The organism is Clavibacter sp. GW821-FHT01D01, from assembly GCF_059422605.1.
Map to the genome: position 1 here is coordinate 1 of NZ_JBWKXC010000005.1, position 16,038 is coordinate 16,038.

General features: G+C 75.0%; 18 protein-coding genes and 1 tRNA gene. 16 read left to right on the forward strand and 3 right to left on the reverse strand.

The window, feature by feature from the left end:
* Nucleotides 1-67: 67 nt before the first annotated feature.
* Nucleotides 68-346 (reverse strand): DUF4031 domain-containing protein, encoded by a 279-nt coding sequence (locus AC07VC_RS08295; RefSeq protein ID WP_317230660.1) that lies wholly within the window; start codon nucleotides 344-346, stop codon nucleotides 68-70.
* A 285-nt stretch (nucleotides 347-631) separates the two neighbouring features.
* Between AC07VC_RS08295 and rplU the strand changes: the two genes are divergently transcribed.
* The 10 genes from rplU (at nucleotide 632) to AC07VC_RS08345 (ending at nucleotide 8,408) form a co-directional block, all read left to right on the forward strand.
* Nucleotides 632-940 carry a 50S ribosomal protein L21 gene (gene rplU / locus AC07VC_RS08300; protein WP_012038175.1) on the forward strand — a complete coding sequence of 103 codons (309 nt, stop codon included), beginning with the start codon at nucleotides 632-634 and terminating at the stop codon, nucleotides 938-940.
* Between the two features lie 23 nt (nucleotides 941-963).
* A complete protein-coding gene (gene rpmA, locus AC07VC_RS08305; protein ID WP_012299161.1) occupies nucleotides 964-1,218 on the forward strand; it encodes a 50S ribosomal protein L27 in 255 nt (84 codons plus the stop codon).
* A gap of 118 nt (nucleotides 1,219-1,336) precedes the next feature.
* Entirely contained in the window at nucleotides 1,337-2,875 is a 1,539-nt protein-coding gene (gene obgE, locus AC07VC_RS08310; protein ID WP_494675734.1) for a GTPase ObgE, read from the forward strand.
* A gap of 3 nt (nucleotides 2,876-2,878) precedes the next feature.
* The gene (gene proB, locus AC07VC_RS08315) at nucleotides 2,879-3,658 is read left to right on the forward strand and encodes a glutamate 5-kinase (protein ID WP_494675735.1); all 780 of its coding nucleotides are present in this window, start codon (nucleotides 2,879-2,881) and stop codon (nucleotides 3,656-3,658) included.
* A 68-nt stretch (nucleotides 3,659-3,726) separates the two neighbouring features.
* Nucleotides 3,727-5,046, forward strand: coding sequence for a glutamate-5-semialdehyde dehydrogenase (locus AC07VC_RS08320; RefSeq protein WP_494675736.1), 1,320 nt, complete (start codon nucleotides 3,727-3,729; stop codon nucleotides 5,044-5,046).
* 132 nt (nucleotides 5,047-5,178) lie between these two features.
* Nucleotides 5,179-5,394, forward strand: coding sequence for a hypothetical protein (locus AC07VC_RS08325; protein ID WP_094130442.1), 216 nt, complete (start codon nucleotides 5,179-5,181; stop codon nucleotides 5,392-5,394).
* 17 nt (nucleotides 5,395-5,411) lie between these two features.
* Nucleotides 5,412-6,014 carry a nicotinate-nucleotide adenylyltransferase gene (gene nadD / locus AC07VC_RS08330; protein WP_116055267.1) on the forward strand — a complete coding sequence of 201 codons (603 nt, stop codon included), beginning with the start codon at nucleotides 5,412-5,414 and terminating at the stop codon, nucleotides 6,012-6,014.
* The gene (locus tag AC07VC_RS08335; protein WP_494675737.1) at nucleotides 6,011-7,717 is read left to right on the forward strand and encodes a hypothetical protein; all 1,707 of its coding nucleotides are present in this window, start codon (nucleotides 6,011-6,013) and stop codon (nucleotides 7,715-7,717) included. Before nadD ends, AC07VC_RS08335 begins: the two co-directional genes overlap by 4 nt.
* Nucleotides 7,718-7,753: 36 nt before the next feature.
* Nucleotides 7,754-8,131: a ribosome silencing factor gene (gene rsfS / locus AC07VC_RS08340; protein ID WP_317230959.1), complete on the forward strand. Its 378-nt coding sequence runs from the start codon at nucleotides 7,754-7,756 to the stop codon at nucleotides 8,129-8,131.
* Between the two features lie 204 nt (nucleotides 8,132-8,335).
* A tRNA-Ala gene (locus AC07VC_RS08345) sits at nucleotides 8,336-8,408 on the forward strand.
* Nucleotides 8,409-8,472: 64 nt separating this feature from the next.
* Here AC07VC_RS08345 and AC07VC_RS08350 read toward each other — a convergent pair.
* Both AC07VC_RS08350 and AC07VC_RS08355 read right to left on the reverse strand, forming a co-directional pair.
* Nucleotides 8,473-8,811 (reverse strand): DUF8129 domain-containing protein, encoded by a 339-nt coding sequence (locus AC07VC_RS08350; protein WP_317230960.1) that lies wholly within the window; start codon nucleotides 8,809-8,811, stop codon nucleotides 8,473-8,475.
* 61 nt (nucleotides 8,812-8,872) lie between these two features.
* Nucleotides 8,873-10,057 carry a baeRF2 domain-containing protein gene (locus AC07VC_RS08355; RefSeq protein WP_494675738.1) on the reverse strand — a complete coding sequence of 395 codons (1,185 nt, stop codon included), beginning with the start codon at nucleotides 10,055-10,057 and terminating at the stop codon, nucleotides 8,873-8,875.
* A gap of 155 nt (nucleotides 10,058-10,212) precedes the next feature.
* Here AC07VC_RS08355 and AC07VC_RS08360 point away from each other — a divergent pair, with 155 nt between their 5' ends.
* The 6 genes from AC07VC_RS08360 (at nucleotide 10,213) to AC07VC_RS08385 (ending at nucleotide 16,014) form a co-directional block, all read left to right on the forward strand.
* Entirely contained in the window at nucleotides 10,213-10,569 is a 357-nt protein-coding gene (locus tag AC07VC_RS08360) for a hypothetical protein (protein WP_317230962.1), read from the forward strand.
* A gap of 54 nt (nucleotides 10,570-10,623) precedes the next feature.
* Entirely contained in the window at nucleotides 10,624-11,664 is a 1,041-nt protein-coding gene (locus tag AC07VC_RS08365) for an SGNH/GDSL hydrolase family protein (RefSeq protein WP_494675739.1), read from the forward strand.
* 138 nt (nucleotides 11,665-11,802) lie between these two features.
* The gene (locus tag AC07VC_RS08370) at nucleotides 11,803-12,591 is read left to right on the forward strand and encodes a DeoR/GlpR family DNA-binding transcription regulator (RefSeq protein ID WP_494675740.1); all 789 of its coding nucleotides are present in this window, start codon (nucleotides 11,803-11,805) and stop codon (nucleotides 12,589-12,591) included.
* Complete coding sequence (locus tag AC07VC_RS08375; protein WP_494675741.1) at nucleotides 12,588-13,559, forward strand: 1-phosphofructokinase family hexose kinase; 972 nt, start codon at nucleotides 12,588-12,590, stop codon at nucleotides 13,557-13,559. The genes AC07VC_RS08370 and AC07VC_RS08375 overlap by 4 nt, the downstream gene beginning before the upstream one ends.
* A 22-nt stretch (nucleotides 13,560-13,581) precedes the next feature.
* Entirely contained in the window at nucleotides 13,582-15,654 is a 2,073-nt protein-coding gene (locus tag AC07VC_RS08380) for a PTS fructose transporter subunit IIABC (protein WP_494675742.1), read from the forward strand.
* Between the two features lie 87 nt (nucleotides 15,655-15,741).
* Entirely contained in the window at nucleotides 15,742-16,014 is a 273-nt protein-coding gene (locus tag AC07VC_RS08385) for an HPr family phosphocarrier protein (protein ID WP_104289189.1), read from the forward strand.
* Nucleotides 16,015-16,038 lie beyond the last annotated feature (24 nt).

A 16,038-nucleotide genomic window follows, 5' to 3' on the forward strand; every position in this document is an offset into this window, starting at 1 on the left:
CCCCCCCACGACGAGGGGCCCGGAGCGCATGCTCCGGGCCCCTCGTCGTGCGCCGTGCGGACGGCCGTCAGGCCTCGGGCGCCCTGCGCTCGCGCTGGGTGACGCGCAGCCCGCTGGCCTGCAGCCTCCGCACCAGGTCCCGGTTCGACACGGGGAGGGCGCCGCGCGCCACCAGCTCCGCGTGCCGCGCCTCCGGCACGTCGTAGTGGTCGCGGTCGAAGCTCCGCTCCGGGATCCCGGCGGCGCGCGCGAAGGCGTGCAGCTCGTCGAGCGACGCGTCGCTCACCAGGTGCGCCCACAGCGTGCCGTGCGCGGGCCACGCGGGTCGGTCGAGGAGCACGGTCATCCTGCGAGCATAGGCAGGAGCCCGCCGCGTCGGATCCCGCGTCGGTCCGCGTCGCGACGCGCCCGGCGCGCGTGCGGCGATGCACCCGGATGCTCGCGTATGATCCATGGAGGACGCCGGGGGTCCGCGGTTTGACCCCTGTCCGGCGTTCCGGTAACGTGAGTCGCTGGCATGCGCCGACCCCCGAGGTCGTGCGCCTGCATGCAGACTTCCTCCAATGATTCGGGCCACAGGGCGTCATGTCCCCAGTGAGTCAAGCCCGCGAGAGAAAACAGGTACGGAAAAGTGGTTTACGCAGTTGTGCGCGCCGGCGGTCGGCAGGAGAAGGTCGAGGTCGGGACCATCGTCACGATGGACCGGGTCAAGAACCAGCAGAGCGGCAAGGTCGTGCTCCCCGCGGTCCTGCTCGTCGACGGCGACACCATCACCACGGACGCCGCGAAGCTCGCCGACGTCACCGTCAGCGCCGAGATCCTGAACGACCTCCGCGGTCCCAAGATCGTCATCCAGAAGTTCAAGAACAAGACCGGGTACAAGAAGCGCCAGGGGCACCGCCAGGACCTCACGCGCGTCCAGGTCACCGAGATCAACTAGCACGAGAACGCAGGGAGAAGCAGATGGCACACAAGAAGGGCGCGAGCTCTACCCGCAACGGCCGTGACTCGAACGCCCAGCGCCTCGGCGTGAAGCGCTTCGGCGGCCAGGTCGTCGGCGCCGGCGAGATCATCGTCCGCCAGCGCGGCACGCACTTCCACCCCGGCGTCAACGTCGGCCGTGGCGGCGACGACACGCTGTTCGCCCTCTCCGCCGGCTCGGTGGAGTTCGGCGTCAAGGGCGGCCGCAAGGTCGTCAACATCGTCGTCCCGGCCTAGCGCAGGCCGACAGCACGATCCTGCAGCGGCTCTGCCGCGCAGCACCTCAAGGGCGGGCCTCGGCCCGCCCTTGCGTGCGTTCCGCAGGAGACACCCCGAGAAGAAACGAGCGACAGACATGGCGACATTCGTCGACACCGTGACCCTCCACCTGCGGGCGGGAAACGGCGGCAACGGCTGCGTCTCTGTCCGCCGCGAGAAGTTCAAGCCCCTCGCCGGCCCCGATGGCGGCAACGGCGGCAACGGCGGGGACATCGTCCTCGTCGCCGATCCGCAGGTCACGACCCTGCTGGCCTACCACCGCGGCCCGCACCGCTCCTCCCGGAACGGCGGCCCCGGCATGGGCGACCACCGCCACGGCACGCTGGGCGAGACCCTCGAGCTCCCCGTGCCCGTCGGGACGGTCGTCAAGGACGCCGACGGCCAGGAGCTCGCCGACATGGCCACGCCCGGCATGCGCTTCGTCGCGGCCGAGGCCGGGCAGGGCGGGCTCGGCAACGCGTCGCTCGCCACCACCAAGCGCAAGGCCCCCGGCTTCGCGCTCCTCGGCACGCAGGGCTACGAGGGCGACGTCGTCCTCGAGCTGAAGGTCGTCGCCGACGTGGCGCTCGTCGGCTACCCGTCCGCGGGCAAGTCGAGCCTCGTCGCGTCCATCTCCGCCGCGAAGCCGAAGATCGCCGACTACCCGTTCACGACCCTGCACCCGAACCTCGGCGTGGTCGAGGTGGCGGACTCCCGGTACACCGTCGCCGACGTGCCCGGGCTCATCGAGGGCGCGAGCGAGGGCAAGGGCCTCGGTCTCGAGTTCCTCCGCCACGTCGAGCGCTGCTCCGCGCTGCTGCACGTCCTGGACTGCGCGACGCTCGATCCCGGACGGGACCCGATCTCGGACCTCGACATTATCCTCACCGAGCTCGCCGCGTACCCGGTGCCCGCGGGCCAGGTGCCGCTGCTCGAGCGCCCCCAGCTCATCGCGCTGAACAAGATCGATGTCCCGGAGGCCCAGGAGCTCGCCGAGCTCGTGCGCCCCGAGCTCGAGGCGCGCGGCTACCGCGTGTTCGACATCTCCACGGTCAGCCACGAGGGCCTGCGCCAGCTGTCCTTCGCCCTGGCCGAGCTCGTGGAGGACGCCCGCGCCAAGGCCGCCGAGGAGCCCGAGGCCCCGCGCATCGTGCTGCGCCCGCGGGCGGTGGACGAGAAGCCCTTCACCATCCGCGTCGACGGCGGCAGCTACGGCGACATCTACCGGGTGCTCGGCACGAAGCCGGAGCGCTGGGTGCAGCAGACCGACTTCACCAACGACGAGGCCGTCGGCTACCTGGCGGACCGGCTCGCGAAGCTCGGCGTCGAGGACGGGCTGTTCAAGGCCGGGGCCGTCGCCGGATCCAGCGTCGTCATCGGCGAGGGCAGCGGCGTGGTCTTCGACTGGGAGCCCACCCTGACCTCCACCGCGGAGCTCATCACGAGCCCGCGTGGCGCGGACGCCCGCGTCGACCCGCTCAACCGCCGCACCAACCAGGCGCGTCGCGAGGACTACTTCGCCCGCATGGACGCCAAGGCCGAGGCGCGGGCCCAGCTCGTGCGCGAGGGCGAGGCCGGGCTGTGGGCGGACGACGACGCGACCGACGAGGACGCCCCCGCGGACGAGAGGGCGTAGGCGATGGGCACGACCGCGCGCGCGGGCATCGCCACGGCCCGCCGCATCGTCGTGAAGGTGGGCTCGTCGTCCATCAGCGGCGAGAACGCCGGGCAGATCGGTCCCCTCGTCGACGCGATCGCGGCGGTCCATGCGCGCGGCGCCGAGGTCGTCCTGGTGTCGTCGGGCGCGATCGCCACGGGCATGCCGTTCCTCCGCCTCGACGACCGCCCGGCGGACCTCGCGACGCAGCAGGCGGCCGCGGCAGTCGGGCAGAGCGTGCTCGTCTTCCGCTACCAGGAGAGCCTCGACCGCTACGGCATCGTCGCGGGGCAGGTGCTCCTCACCGCCGGCGACCTGGCCGCGCCGGACCACCGCGAGAACGCGCAGCGCGCCATGGAGCGCCTCCTCGGCCTCCGGCTCCTGCCCATCGTCAACGAGAACGACACGGTGGCGACGCACGAGATCCGCTTCGGCGACAACGACCGGCTGGCGGCGCTCGTCGCGCGGCTGGTCGACGCGGACCTCCTGCTGCTCCTCTCCGACGTGGACGCGCTCTACACGCGTCCGCCCCAGGAGCCGGGCGCGCGCCGCATCGCGCACGTCGACTTCGGCGACGAGCTCGCGGGCGTCGAGATCGGCAGCACCGGCACGGGCGTCGGCACCGGGGGAGCGGTCACCAAGGTCGCCGCCGCGCGCCTGGCCACGGAGGCCGGCACGGGCGTGCTCCTCACCTCGACCGCGCAGGTCGCGGATGCCCTCGGCGGCGGACACGTCGGCACCTGGTTCGCCCCCCGCGCCTGACCGGCGCCGCGCTCCGCCGCACGCCGCGCGTCCACCCCGTCGTCGGACCGCTGGCTAGGCTTCCGTCCATGCCCACGATCGCCTCCACCGCTCCCGCCGCGCCCGACGCCCGCACCGCGCACACCGGCACCCCCGGCCCGGACGCGGAGCTCGAGCGGATCCTGGAGGCCGCTCGCGCCGCGTCCACCGCCGTCGCCGCCCGCACCTCCGGTGAGCGCGACGCGGCGCTCGACGCCGTCGCCACCGCCCTGCTCGCGCACGCCGACCGCATCGTCGCGGCCAACGCCCGGGACCTCGAGGCGGGCCGGGCCGCCGGGCTCGCGACGGGCCTCCTCGACCGTCTGACCCTGGACGCGCGCCGCGTCGCCTCGCTCGCCGACGCCGTGGCCGGGATCCGCGCGCTCGACGACCCGCTCGGCCACGTCGTGCGCGGCCGCACGCTGCCGAACGGACTCCTGCTGTCCCAGGTGCGCGTCCCCTTCGGCGTGGTCGGCGCCATCTACGAGGCCCGGCCGAACGTGACCGTCGACATCGCCGCCCTGGCGCTCAAGAGCGGCAACGCGGTCGTCCTCCGCGGGGGCTCGGCGGCGCTCGGCACCAACGCCGTCCTCGTCGACGTCATGCGCACGGCGCTCGAGGGCGCCGGCCTCCCCGCCGACGCCGTGCAGACCGTGGACGCGCACGGGCGGGCCGGTGCCGCCCGCCTGATGCGCGCGCGGGGACTGGTCGACGTGCTGGTGCCGCGCGGCTCCGCCGAGCTCATCCGCACGGTCGTCGAGGAGTCGACCGTGCCCGTGATCGAGACCGGCGCGGGCGTCGTGCACGTCTACCTCGACGCCTCCGCCGACGCGCGGATGGCGGTCGGCATCGCCGTCGACGCGAAGGTCAGCCGCCCGAGCGTCTGCAACGCCATGGAGACGCTGCTCGTCCACCGGGACGCCGCGCCGCGCCTCCTCCCCGACGTGCTCGACGCCCTCCGCGACCGCGGGGTGACGGTGCACGGCGACGACGCCGTCCGCGCTCTGTGGCCCGCGGCCGTGCCCGCCACGGAGGAGGACTGGGCCGCCGAGTACCTCTCGCTCGACCTGGCCGTGCGCGTCGTCGACTCGGTGGAGGACGCGGTGGCGCACATCTCCCGCTGGTCGACGCACCACACCGAGTCCATCGTCACGTCCGACGTGGCCGTGGCGGAGCGCTTCCTCGCCGCCGTGGACTCGGCCGTCGTGATGGTGAACGCGTCCACCCGCTTCACCGACGGATCCGAGTTCGGCTTCGGCGCCGAGGTGGGGATCTCCACGCAGAAGCTGCACGCGCGGGGACCCATGGGCCTGCAGGAGCTGACGAGCACCAAGTGGGTCGTGCGGGGGAGCGGACAGGTCCGCGGCTGACCGGACGGAGTCCGGGCGGAGGTCGGGCCGGGACCACGGCTCGCCCAGGCCGGGTGCACCCCGCGAAGGGGCCGCCGATAGGATGGCAGGCGCCGCCTCCGCACCACGGGGCGTGCCACGAACGGAGATCCCATGCACGCGCTGACCACCACCATCCTCGCCGAGACCGAGCACGCCATGGAGCTCGCCGCTCCGCTCTGGGTGTTCCCGGCCGTCGCCGCGGTCGCGTTCATCGCCCTCGGCGTGGTCATGTTCAGCTTCCGCGACGTGAGCAACCGCCACTCGGAGAAGTGGGGCAAGCCCCCCGTCGCCGAGCAGGGCCACGGCACCGCGGACCAGGCGCACTGAGCGCGAGCACCCGCCAGATGACGACACCCGCGACCCCGCGCCTCCGCATCGGGGTCATGGGCGGCACGTTCGACCCCATCCACAACGGCCACCTCGTGGCCGCGAGCGAGGTGCAGCAGCACCTCCAGCTCGACGAGGTGATCTTCGTCCCCACGGGCCAGCCGTGGCAGAAGCAGACGGTCACCGACGGCGAGCACCGCTACCTCATGACCGTGATCGCGACCGCGGCGAACCCGCGGTTCACCGTCAGCCGCGTCGACATCGACCGGGCCGGCACCACCTACACGATCGACACGCTCCGCGACATCCGGCGCACGCACCCGGACGCGGAGCTCTTCTTCATCACGGGCGCGGACGCCATCCAGCAGATCCTCGGGTGGAAGGACGTCGCGGAGCTGTGGGACCTCGCGCACTTCGTCGCCGTGACGCGTCCCGGCCACGACCTCACCGAGAGCGGCCTCCCGCACGCCGACGTAAGATTACTGGAGGTGCCGGCGCTGGCCATCTCCTCGACCGACTGCCGGAGCCGAGTCGGACGGGGCTTCCCCGTGTGGTACCTCGTCCCCGACGGGGTCGTCCAGTACATCTCCAAGCACCACCTGTATCGGAGCCCGCAATGACCCCCTCCCACGACGCGCCCGACTCCGGGCCGACCTCGTTCGACGACGGTCCCGCTCCCCAGACGCTCGGTCTCAGCCGCCGCGAGATGCGCGCCGCCGAGCGGGCCCGTGCCCTCGCGCTCGGCATCGACGAGGCGGACGACGCCCCGGTCGGCCAGGAGGCCCCCACGGATCCTCCCGAGGCCGCCGTGCAGACGTCGGATCCCTCCGGCTCCGGCTCGGCCTCCGCCTCCGCCTCCGATGACAGCGCCGCGGCCTCGTCGGACGCCGCGTCGACCAGCGCCACCGCTCCCGAGGACGCCGCCTCCGAGCGCACCGCTCCCGAGGACGCCGTGTCCGAGGACGCCGCGGTCGCCGGCGTCCCGGTGGATGCGCCCCCGACGGATCCGTCCGTCGGGGGATCCGCGCCCGAGGTCCCCGCGGCCGCCCCTGCGCCCGCACCGACCGGCGTGGGCCCCGAGACCTCCGCCATCCTCCTCTCGGGCGGGGTGCTGACCCGGCGCCAGCTCCGCGCCATCCGCGAGGCCGAGGAGGCCGCCCGCCAGCAGCGCGGATCCGAGCACGAGGACGCACCGGGCTCCCCGTCCGCGACGCCGGCTGGTCCCTCGGCCGATCGCGACGGCGATGACGCCGCCGAGACCGGCTCCCGCGACGCCGTGGCCGTCGACGACGCGCCCCCCGCCGGATCCGGCGCATCCGTGCCGCCGTACGCCCGCTACGGCCGCGGGTCGCGGACCGCGCCCCGCCCGCGCGCGCCCTACGGCAGCGCCTACCGCCGCGCCGCCGACGTCGATGCCGACGCCGATGCGGATGCCGTCCCCGGGCAGGACACGGCTGCGGTCGAGGCGGCCCCCGCCGGGGACGTCGACGCCGACCGCGATGCCCGGGAGACCTCGGACGGTGCGACGCCGTCCGCCGTGACCCCCGCGGCGGCGACGCCGTCCGCCGAGACCCCCTCCGCGTGGCCCTTCGCGCCCATCGTGCCCTCGGGCGACGCCGCCGGCCGCGACGTCGACGCCTCGGGGGAGCAGCCGACGGTGCCGCCGCTGGCCGCGCACACGCCGAGCCGGGACGAGGACCCGCGGCCGGCCCCCTCCCTCGAGCCCGCGTCGTGGACGACCGGCGCCGCGGCCCCGTCGCTCGAGCCCGCGTTCGGCACCCGCGCGTCCGCCGCGGCCGAGGACCTCGAGGGCGTCGACCCCGGGGACCGCGCGGCCGAGCCGACCGGATCCGCCGCCGACGCACGAACGCCGTTCACGCCGCCGACCGGCCACTGGTCGGTGCAGGACCAGGTCGACGAGGACCAGCCGCACACCGGCAACCACTTCATCCTCCCGACCGTGCCGCACGCCGGCGACATGCAGCAGGCGCTGAACAGCACGGGCGAGATCATCATCACCGGGTCGATCGACCTGCCCCGCAGCCTGGGGTCCATGGGCACCCACCCGGACCGCTTCGACACGGCCGACATGGACCGGATCCTCGAGCAGGGCGACGACCACGACCACGCCCCGGGCGGCTCCGACTCGGAGCCCGTCCGCGCGAGCCGGGCGGTCAGCACCCATACCTCGACGCGCGCCGTCGTGCAGCCGCCGCCCCGCAAGCGCTTCACCGCGCCCGTCGTCGCGGCCGTCACGGCCGGGGGAGTCGCCGTCATCGGCGCGGGCCTCGTCATCGTCGCGTTCATGACGAATGTATTCTGAACCCCTGCACCACCCCACCCGTCCCGGAAGGACTCTGTGACCGCTTCTCCCCGCGCCCTCGACCTGCTCAAGGTCGCCGCATCCGCCGCCGACTCCAAGCAGGCCATCGACCTGGTCGCGCTCGACGTCTCCGGGCCCCTGCCCCTCACCGACGTCTTCCTCATCGCCTCGGCCCGCAACGAGCGGAACGCGCAGGCGGTCGCCGACGAGATCGAGGACAAGATGATCGAGGCCGGCGCCAAGCCGCTGCGCCGCGAGGGGAAGAGCGAGGGCCGCTGGATCCTCCTCGACTTCGGCGACGTCGTCGCCCACGTCTTCACCGAGGAGGACCGCATGTACTACTCGCTGGAGCGCCTCTGGAAGGACTGCCCCGTGGTCGAGCTCGAGATCGAGCCGAGCCCGTCCGCATCCTGATCGGCCCCGGCCCGGGCCGGCCGACGCGCCCCTGAGGCGCCCGGCCCGGCCCGTCGTCCGTGCGCCCCGCGCCCGGTCACGGCCCCGTCCGCCCGGATCCGCGCGGCGGGACGCGCCGGGATGAGCGGGGAGGATGCCCTGGTCATGGGGCGGTCGGAATGTGTAGTAATGTAGACGAGTCGCTTCCGCAGGGAAGCGGAGAACGGGTCTGTGGCGCAGTTGGTAGCGCACCTGCATGGCATGCAGGGGGTCAGGGGTTCGAATCCCCTCAGATCCACCCTCGAGCCCCGCTCCTCCTCACGGAGGGGCGGGGCTCTTCCCGTTCGCGGGCCCTGCGTGGCTCAGCGGGGCTGCGCGGGGTTCGTCGGGTCGCCGTGCGACGGCGGGTTCACGGGCGGTCCGCTCGTCGCCGGCGTGACCTGCGGCACGTGACCGCCCTGCGCGACCTCGGGCATGGTCTCCGGGACGCGGCCGGCGGGCTCGGCGCCGCCGCGCAGCGCCTCGAGGCGCCGTTCGAGCACCTGCATCACCGGGAGGCGGTCCCCGTGCGCGCCCTCGTAGGCGACGAGCAGCAGGAGCTGCCGCTCGTCCAGGGGCAGGAGCCGCTGCGGGAGCGTCGCGAGCGGGATGTGGTCGAAGTCGGGCAGGGGCAGGTCGTCGTGGGCGGGTGCGTCGGTCATGGTGCCTCCTCGGGGCTCGTGTCGATGGTGGGTGCGCGGCGTGCGGGGTCGGGGACGGCGTTCACGCGGTCGTGCCCGTCCCCGGTACCGCCGGGCCCTCGGGCCAGCGCAGGAGGGCGGCGTCGGACGCGCCGCCGGGCAGGCCGATCGCGTCCGGGCCGTCGGGCGCCGTGGTCGAGTCCGCGAGGACGATGCGCGCGTCGGTCAGCAGCGCGGCCCGGGTGAGCGCGACGTGCGCCGGGACGTGCCCCAGGACCTCGGCGCCGAGCGCGTCCTCCGGGGCGGCCGCGATCCACGGGGCGTCGCCGAGCGCCAGCAGGCGCTGGTCGCGGAGCGCGTCGGCGTCGAGCACGAGGGTGTCGACCTGGGCGCTCGCGAGGGCGCGCACGACGGCACCCACCCGCGTCTCCGCCCAGCCGTCGCCGCGGCCCTCGTGCTGGGCCACGCGGTCGAGGACGTCGCGCTCGCCCGCCGCCAGGATCCGCTGCAGCTCCGTCCGCGTCCGGTCCTCGAGGGCCCGGCCGTCGGCGCCGTCGGCGCGCGTGTTCGTCGGCTCCACCGCCAGGATCGCCCGGGCCTCCGCTCCGAGCTCCCCCTCGAGCAGCTGGCGGGCCCGGATGTCGCCGGCGACGACGAGGAGGCGCGGCCGGTGCCGCCGGACGACCTCGTCGACGCGCTCGGCGAGCTCGCCCTGCGTCTGGCGCCAGATCTCCTCCGCGTGGTGCTGCAGCCGGTCCTGGCGCCACCCGCCCGTCTGCACCGCGTGCAGCGTGTCGGTCCGGCCCTCGACGGAGCGCTCGTCGACGAGCTGGTCCGCGCCCGCCCTCAGGACGCGCACCTCGCCGCCATCCCGGCTGGTCTCCACGACCACGTAGGCGATGCGCTCGGGCTCGCGCTCCAGGAGGGGCACGAGGTCGGGGACCGGGACGACGCCCACGGACTCGGGCTCGGTGGGGATGCCGGGGATCGACTCGTCGAGGACCAGCTCGCCGCCCTCGACGAGGACGATGCGGGTGCGCGGGCCGCCGGGCGCGGGCTCGTGCGCGAGCGCCGACGAGACCAGCGCGAGGTCCTCGTCGGACGCGCCGTCGCGGGCGAGCCGGTCGACGACGCTCCGCCGCCGGGTCTCGAGCACCTGCGGGGGATCGGCCGTGTCGACGGAGTCGTCGACGTGCACCTGGATCCAGGGCCCGGGTCGTCGGAGCAGCTCGGCCCAGGTGCGCCGTTCGGTCGTGAGGTCGGTCATGGGAGTGCCTCCATCTCGTCGTGGACGTCCCTCCACCCGACGCCCGACGACCCGGAGGCGCCAAGGGCCTTGACAGCCCCGCCGGGTCCTCGCGGGGTGCCGCGCACGCGCTCCCCGATCGGGGGACTGTCCTCCACTTGGAGGACGCGGGTACCGTGGCCCAGGTCATCGACCCCTGGAGCTCCACAATGTCGCACGCCACCCTGCACCGGACGCACGCCACCGACCCGCACCGCGCATCGGTGGTCGGATCCGCGGTACTGGGGTTCCTCGCCGCGTTCGTGGTGGGCGCGGCGGTCATCGTCACGCTCCTCATCACCTCCTTCGCGCAGGGCACCGAGGGCTACCCGGGGCTCGACGTGCCCGGCGTCGTCGACACGCGCATCGACCACGGCAGCGTCGTGACGCAGATCGGCCCGGGCGGCTTCCTCTTCCCGCTGGCCGCCGGCCTCCTGGTCGGGCTCATCGTGGCCGTGGTCGTCTACGTCCGCCGACGCGGCGCCGAGGACTGATCCGGCTCCTCCCGTCCAGGGATCCGCCCACGGCCCTCGCGTAGGGTCGACGGGATGGACCACGCCGACGACGCCCCCGCTCCCGCGAACCGCCGGACCGCGTCCCGGGCCTGGTCACGACGGCCCGCGGTGCCTCGCCGCGGGGCCGTGCTGGGGGCGCTCCTGACGGGGCTGCTCCTCATCGTGGGCGGCTGCTCGGGTCCGGGCCCGGTGGAGCCGACCGAGACGGCGGAGCCGCTGCGCATCGTGTCCCTCGGCGACTCGTACTCGACCGGCACGGGCCCGGCGGAGCCCGTACCCGGCGACCCCGGGGTCTGCGGCCGGACCGTGGCCGCGTCCGTCCGCGTCGCCGCGGCGGCCGTCGGCGCCGAGCTGGTGGACGCGGCCTGCGACGGGGCCACGACGGCGGACCTCACGGCGCCGCGGGAGCGCGGCGGGCAGACGGTACCCGCGCAGCTCGACGCGCTGGCCGGCGGCGCCGACGTCGTGCTCGTGCGGCTCGGGGGCAACGACCTCGGCTTCCCGGCGCTCGTGGGCGGCTGCCTGGCGCGGGACCCGGAGGGCCCGGTGGCCGCCGGCGGCACCACGTGCGTCGACCAGCTCGCGCCCGCGGGCGGGACCGACGCCGTCCGCGCCCGCATCGACGGCGAGGTCTCGGCCCGCCTCGACGACGCGTTCGCCCGGATCCGCGCCGCCGCGCCCGGCGCCCGCATCGTCGCGCTCGGCTACCTGACCGTGCTGTCCGGTCCCGACGCCCTCCCGGCGGAGGGCTGCCTGAGCGCGACCGCGGGCGCGACCGTGAACGGGCAGGTGCTCCTCACGGACAGGGACGCGGTGTGGCTGGCGGGGATCCAGCGCGCGCTCGACGACGCGATCGCCCGGGCCGCCGGGGACGCCGGTGCGCGCTACGTCGACCAGGAGACCCCGACGGCCGCGCACGGCGCGTGCGCCGGCGACGCGGGGGAGGCGTACGTCGCCGGCCTCGGCGGGAGCGCGGGCTCCGTGCCGCTGCACCCGAACGCCGCGGGGCTCGCCTGGGAGGCGGACGCCGTCGCGGACGTGCTGCGCGAGGAGGCCGCCGCGCTCGGGCGCTGACCGACGCCGATCCGCGGAGGACCCGCTCGTCTGCGATCGTGTGGCTCCTTGTGGGAACGTGTTGCTTCTCCTGCGCATGCGGGCTACAGTGCGAGGACGCGAGGCGCACGTGCCCCACGGAGTCGAAGGAGACCGCCCATGTACGCCGAGGAACGCCAGGACAGGGTGGTCGCCCTCCTCGAGCGCACCGGCCGTGTCGCGGTGGTGGGCCTTGCCCGCGAGTTCGACGTGACCACCGAGACCGTCCGCCGCGACCTCGCCCAGCTGGAGACGCGCGGCGTGCTCCGCCGCGTGCACGGCGGCGCCGTCCGCGCGAACCGCTCCACGCGCGCCGAGGAGAGCCTCGACGCGCGCGGCACGCGCAACACGGCCGCCAAGGCCCGCATCGCCGACGCCGCCATGCGCCTCATCCCCGCGACCTTCCAGGGGTCCATCGCGCTCGACGCGGGCACGACGACGAGCCTCGTCGCCGACCGGCTCGCCGAGTGGACGCCCGACGTCGTCGGCCGCACGCTCGTCGTCGTCACCCACTCGATGGTCGTCGCGCAGACCGTCAGCCGGAACCCCGCCGTGGAGGTGCAGCTGCTCGGCGGCCGGCTCCGCGGCATCACGAGCGCCGCGGTCGGGCCCGCGACCCTCGGACAGCTGTCGCGCCTGCGGCCGGACATCGCCTTCATCGGCGCGAACGGCATCCACGCGGAGTTCGGCCTGAGCACGCCCGACGAGGAGGAGGCCGCCGTGAAGACCGCCCTGACCCGAGGATCCCGCCGGGCCGTCGCCCTGGTGGACGCGTCGAAGGCGGGGGAGGAGGCGCTCGTCGGCTTCGCGGCCCTCGACGACCTCGACACGCTCGTCACCGACCAGGCGCCCGACGCGCCGCTCCGGGACGCGCTCGCCCGCGCCGAGGTGGAGGTGATGGTCGCGTGATCCTCACCCTCACCGCCAACCCGAGCCTCGACCGCACCATCGACCTCGCCGGGGCGCTCGAGCGCGGTGCCGTGCAGCGCGCCCGCGCGGTCACGGAGCAGCCGGGCGGCAAGGGCGTGAACGTCTCCCGCGCGCTCATCGCGTCGGGCCTCGCGACCCTCGCGCTCCTGCCCGGGCGCCTCGACGACCCGATGCTCGTGGCCCTGGCCGCCGAGCGCATCCCGCTCGACCACCTCGACATCGACGGCCGCGTCCGCCAGAACGTCACCCTCACCGAGCCCGACGGCACGACGACGAAGGTCAACGAGCCGGGGCCCGCGCTGTCGCCCGCCGAGGCCGACGCGCTCGTCGCCCTCGTGATCCAGCACGCCAGGTCGGCGAGCTGGCTCGTGATCGCCGGCTCCCTGCCGCCCGGGCTCGACGACGACTTCGCCGCGCGCGTGGTGCACGCCGTCCGCGCCGAGCTCGGGGACCGCGCGCCGCGCATCGCCGTCGACTCCTCGGGCGCGCCCATGGCGGCGCTCGTCGCATCGAGCGCCGTCGTCGACCTCGTGAAGCCCAACGCCGAGGAGCTCGCCGAGCTGGTGGGCCTCCCCGACCCGGACGCGCTCGAGGCCGATCCGCGCCTCGCGCACGACGCGTCCCGGGACCTCGTCTCCCGCGGCTGCCGGGCGGTCCTCGCGACCCTCGGCGCACGCGGTGCCGTCCTCACCACGGCCGACGGAGGGTGGCTCGCCACCATGCCGCCGATCGTGCCCGTGAGCACCGTGGGCGCGGGCGACTCGTCGCTCGCGGGCTACCTGCTGGCCGACCACCGCGGCGCCGGACCCGAGGGGCGGCTCGCGCAGGCCGCCGCCCACGGCTCCGCCGCCGCCTCCCTGCCGGGGAGCACCATGCCGTCCCCCGACCAGACCCGGCCGGACAGCGTCACCGTCCTGCCGCTCCTCCCGATCGCCGCCGATCGCTGACCCGCCCCACCTGGAGAAGAACATGCCATCGCTCATCACGAACCGCCTCGTGCTCCTCGACGCCGACCTCGGCGCCGACCGCGAGCACGCCGTCCGCACGCTGGCCGAGCGCGTCGTCGCCGAGGGCCGCGCCACCGACGCCGACGCCCTCTTCGCCGACGCCTGGGACCGCGAGTCGAAGACCGGGACCGGCATGGGCGGGGGGCTCGCGATCCCGCACTGCCGCTCCGCCGCCGTCACGGAGGCCACGCTCGTCATGGCCCGTCCGGCACCCGCCGTCGACTTCGGCGCGCCGGACGGCCCCGCCGACCTCGTCTTCTTCATCGCCGCACCGGACGGCGCCGACCAGGAGCACCTCGTGCTGCTGTCGCGCCTCGCGCGCTCGCTCATCAAGCCGGAGTTCGTGGAGGCGCTCCGCACCGCGAACTCCGAGGAGCAGGTCGTCTCCCTCGTGGAGGGCGCGCTCGTGGACGAGCCGGCCTCCTCGACCGGCGCCCCCGCGTCGACGGCCCCGACGACGGCGCCGTCGGCCGCGGCCGGATCCGCGGGGACCGCCGCGACCGCACCCGCGGCCGACGCTCCCGTGCTCATCGCGGTGACCGCGTGCCCCACCGGCATCGCGCACACCTACATGGCCGCCGACTCGCTCGTGGCCGCGGCGAAGCGCGCAGGCGTGGAGCTCCACGTCGAGACGCAGGGGTCCTCCTCCGTCACGCCCGTCGATCCCGCGATCATCGCCCGCGCGACCGCCGTCATCTTCGCCGTCGACGTGGACGTGCGCGACCGCGCGCGCTTCGCCGGCAAGCCCGTCATCCAGTCGCCCGTCAAGCGCGGCATCGACCAGCCCGACCAGATGGTCGCCGAGGCCGTCGCGGCCGCGAAGGACCCGAGCGCACCGCGCGTGCCGGGCGCGGTCGGCGCGACGGCCGGATCCGAGCAGGCCTCGCCGCAGTCGTCGCAGAGCGTCGGCGCGCGGCTCAAGCGCTGGCTCCTCACGGGCGTCAGCTACATGATCCCGTTCGTCGCGGGCGGCGGCCTCCTCATCGCGCTCGGGTTCCTGCTCGGCGGCTACCGCATCACCGAGACCGCGTCCGACGTCGTGCTGCAGAACTCGCTCGCCGACCTCCCGGCGGGCGGCCTCGCCCAGTACCTCGGCGCCGTGGCCTTCGTCATCGGCGGCGCTTCGATGGCGTTCCTCGTGCCCGCCCTCGCCGGGTACATCGCCTACGCCATCGCCGACCGGCCGGGCATCGCGCCGGGCTTCGTCGCGGGGTCCATCTCCGTGATCATGGGCGCCGGCTTCCTCGGCGGCCTGGTGGGCGGCCTCCTCGCGGGCGGCATCGCCTACGCCATCGGCCGCATCGACGTGCCGCGCTGGCTGCGGGGCCTCATGCCCGTCGTGATCATCCCGCTGCTCGCCTCCATCGTCGCGTCCGGCCTCATGGTCATGGTCCTCGGCGGCCCCATCGCCGCACTCACGCGCGGCCTGAACGACTTCCTCTCGGGCCTCACCGGCGCCTCCGCGATCCTGCTGGGGATCATCCTCGGCGTCATGATGTGCATCGACCTCGGCGGCCCCATCAACAAGGTCGCGTACTCCTTCGCCGTCGCCGGCCTCGGCGCCGGGGCGCTCGACAACCAGGCGCCCTGGCAGATCATGGCCGCGGTCATGGCCGCCGGCATGGTGCCCCCGCTCGCCCTGGCGCTCGCCTCCACCGTCATCGACCGCCGGCTGTTCAGCCCGGCGGAGCGCGAGAACGGCAAGGCCGCGTGGCTCCTCGGCGCCGCGTTCATCTCGGAGGGCGCCATCCCGTTCGCCGCGGTCGACCCGCTGCGCGTCATCCCCGCGAGCATCGTGGGCGGCGGCATCACGGGCGCCATGGTCATGGGCCTCGGCGTCGTCTCGCAGGCCCCGCACGGCGGCGTCTTCGTGCTCTTCGCGATGAACGGCACGTTCCTCGGGTTCCTGGCCTCGGTCGCCGTCGGCACGGTCGTCTCCGCGTTCCTCGTGGTGCTGCTCAAGCGCTTCACGGCGAAGCGGCCCGAGGCGGTCGCCACCGCGCCCGTCGACCAGGGCGTCCCCGTCGCCGCCTGACGGCCGCCCGTCGGACGGCTCCCTCCGGATCACGTCCCCGATCGATCACGTCCCCGTCCCATCCGCCCCACCAGAAGGAGAACGTCCATGACCGAGCGCACCGCCACCATCGGCAGCCGCGTGGGCCTGCACGCACGACCCGCGTCCCTGTTCATCGAGGCCGTCCGGCGCCAGGGGATGCCCGTCCGGATCAGCAAGCCGGGCGGCACGCCGCTCGACGCGACGAGCATCCTGTCCCTCATGAGCCTCGGCGCCGCCAACGGCGACCAGGTCGTGCTCACCGCCGAGGGCGACGGGGCCGACGCCGCGCTCGACGAGCTCGCGGCGCTGCTCGAGAGCGACCTCGACGCCGTCGAGTAGCCGCCCCACGCCGAGAGGCCCGGA

What these genes read in the sequence shown, in the direction of transcription:
- AC07VC_RS08320 (WP_494675736.1), top strand. Translation starts at nt 3,727, where the DNA reads ATGCCCACGATCGCCTCCACCGCTCCCGCCGCGCCCGACGCCCGCACC.
- AC07VC_RS08385 (WP_104289189.1), top strand. Translation starts at nt 15,742, where the DNA reads ATGACCGAGCGCACCGCCACCATCGGCAGCCGCGTGGGCCTGCACGCA.
- AC07VC_RS08325 (WP_094130442.1), top strand. Translation starts at nt 5,179, where the DNA reads ATGCACGCGCTGACCACCACCATCCTCGCCGAGACCGAGCACGCCATG.
- proB (WP_494675735.1), top strand. Translation starts at nt 2,879, where the DNA reads ATGGGCACGACCGCGCGCGCGGGCATCGCCACGGCCCGCCGCATCGTC.
- rpmA (WP_012299161.1), top strand. Translation starts at nt 964, where the DNA reads ATGGCACACAAGAAGGGCGCGAGCTCTACCCGCAACGGCCGTGACTCG.
- AC07VC_RS08355 (WP_494675738.1), bottom strand. Translation starts at nt 10,057, where the DNA reads ATGACCGACCTCACGACCGAACGGCGCACCTGGGCCGAGCTGCTCCGA.
- AC07VC_RS08295 (WP_317230660.1), bottom strand. Translation starts at nt 346, where the DNA reads ATGACCGTGCTCCTCGACCGACCCGCGTGGCCCGCGCACGGCACGCTG.
- AC07VC_RS08365 (WP_494675739.1), top strand. Translation starts at nt 10,624, where the DNA reads ATGGACCACGCCGACGACGCCCCCGCTCCCGCGAACCGCCGGACCGCG.
- AC07VC_RS08335 (WP_494675737.1), top strand. Translation starts at nt 6,011, where the DNA reads ATGACCCCCTCCCACGACGCGCCCGACTCCGGGCCGACCTCGTTCGAC.
- nadD (WP_116055267.1), top strand. Translation starts at nt 5,412, where the DNA reads ATGACGACACCCGCGACCCCGCGCCTCCGCATCGGGGTCATGGGCGGC.
- obgE (WP_494675734.1), top strand. Translation starts at nt 1,337, where the DNA reads ATGGCGACATTCGTCGACACCGTGACCCTCCACCTGCGGGCGGGAAAC.
- AC07VC_RS08380 (WP_494675742.1), top strand. Translation starts at nt 13,582, where the DNA reads ATGCCATCGCTCATCACGAACCGCCTCGTGCTCCTCGACGCCGACCTC.
- AC07VC_RS08350 (WP_317230960.1), bottom strand. Translation starts at nt 8,811, where the DNA reads ATGACCGACGCACCCGCCCACGACGACCTGCCCCTGCCCGACTTCGAC.
- AC07VC_RS08370 (WP_494675740.1), top strand. Translation starts at nt 11,803, where the DNA reads ATGTACGCCGAGGAACGCCAGGACAGGGTGGTCGCCCTCCTCGAGCGC.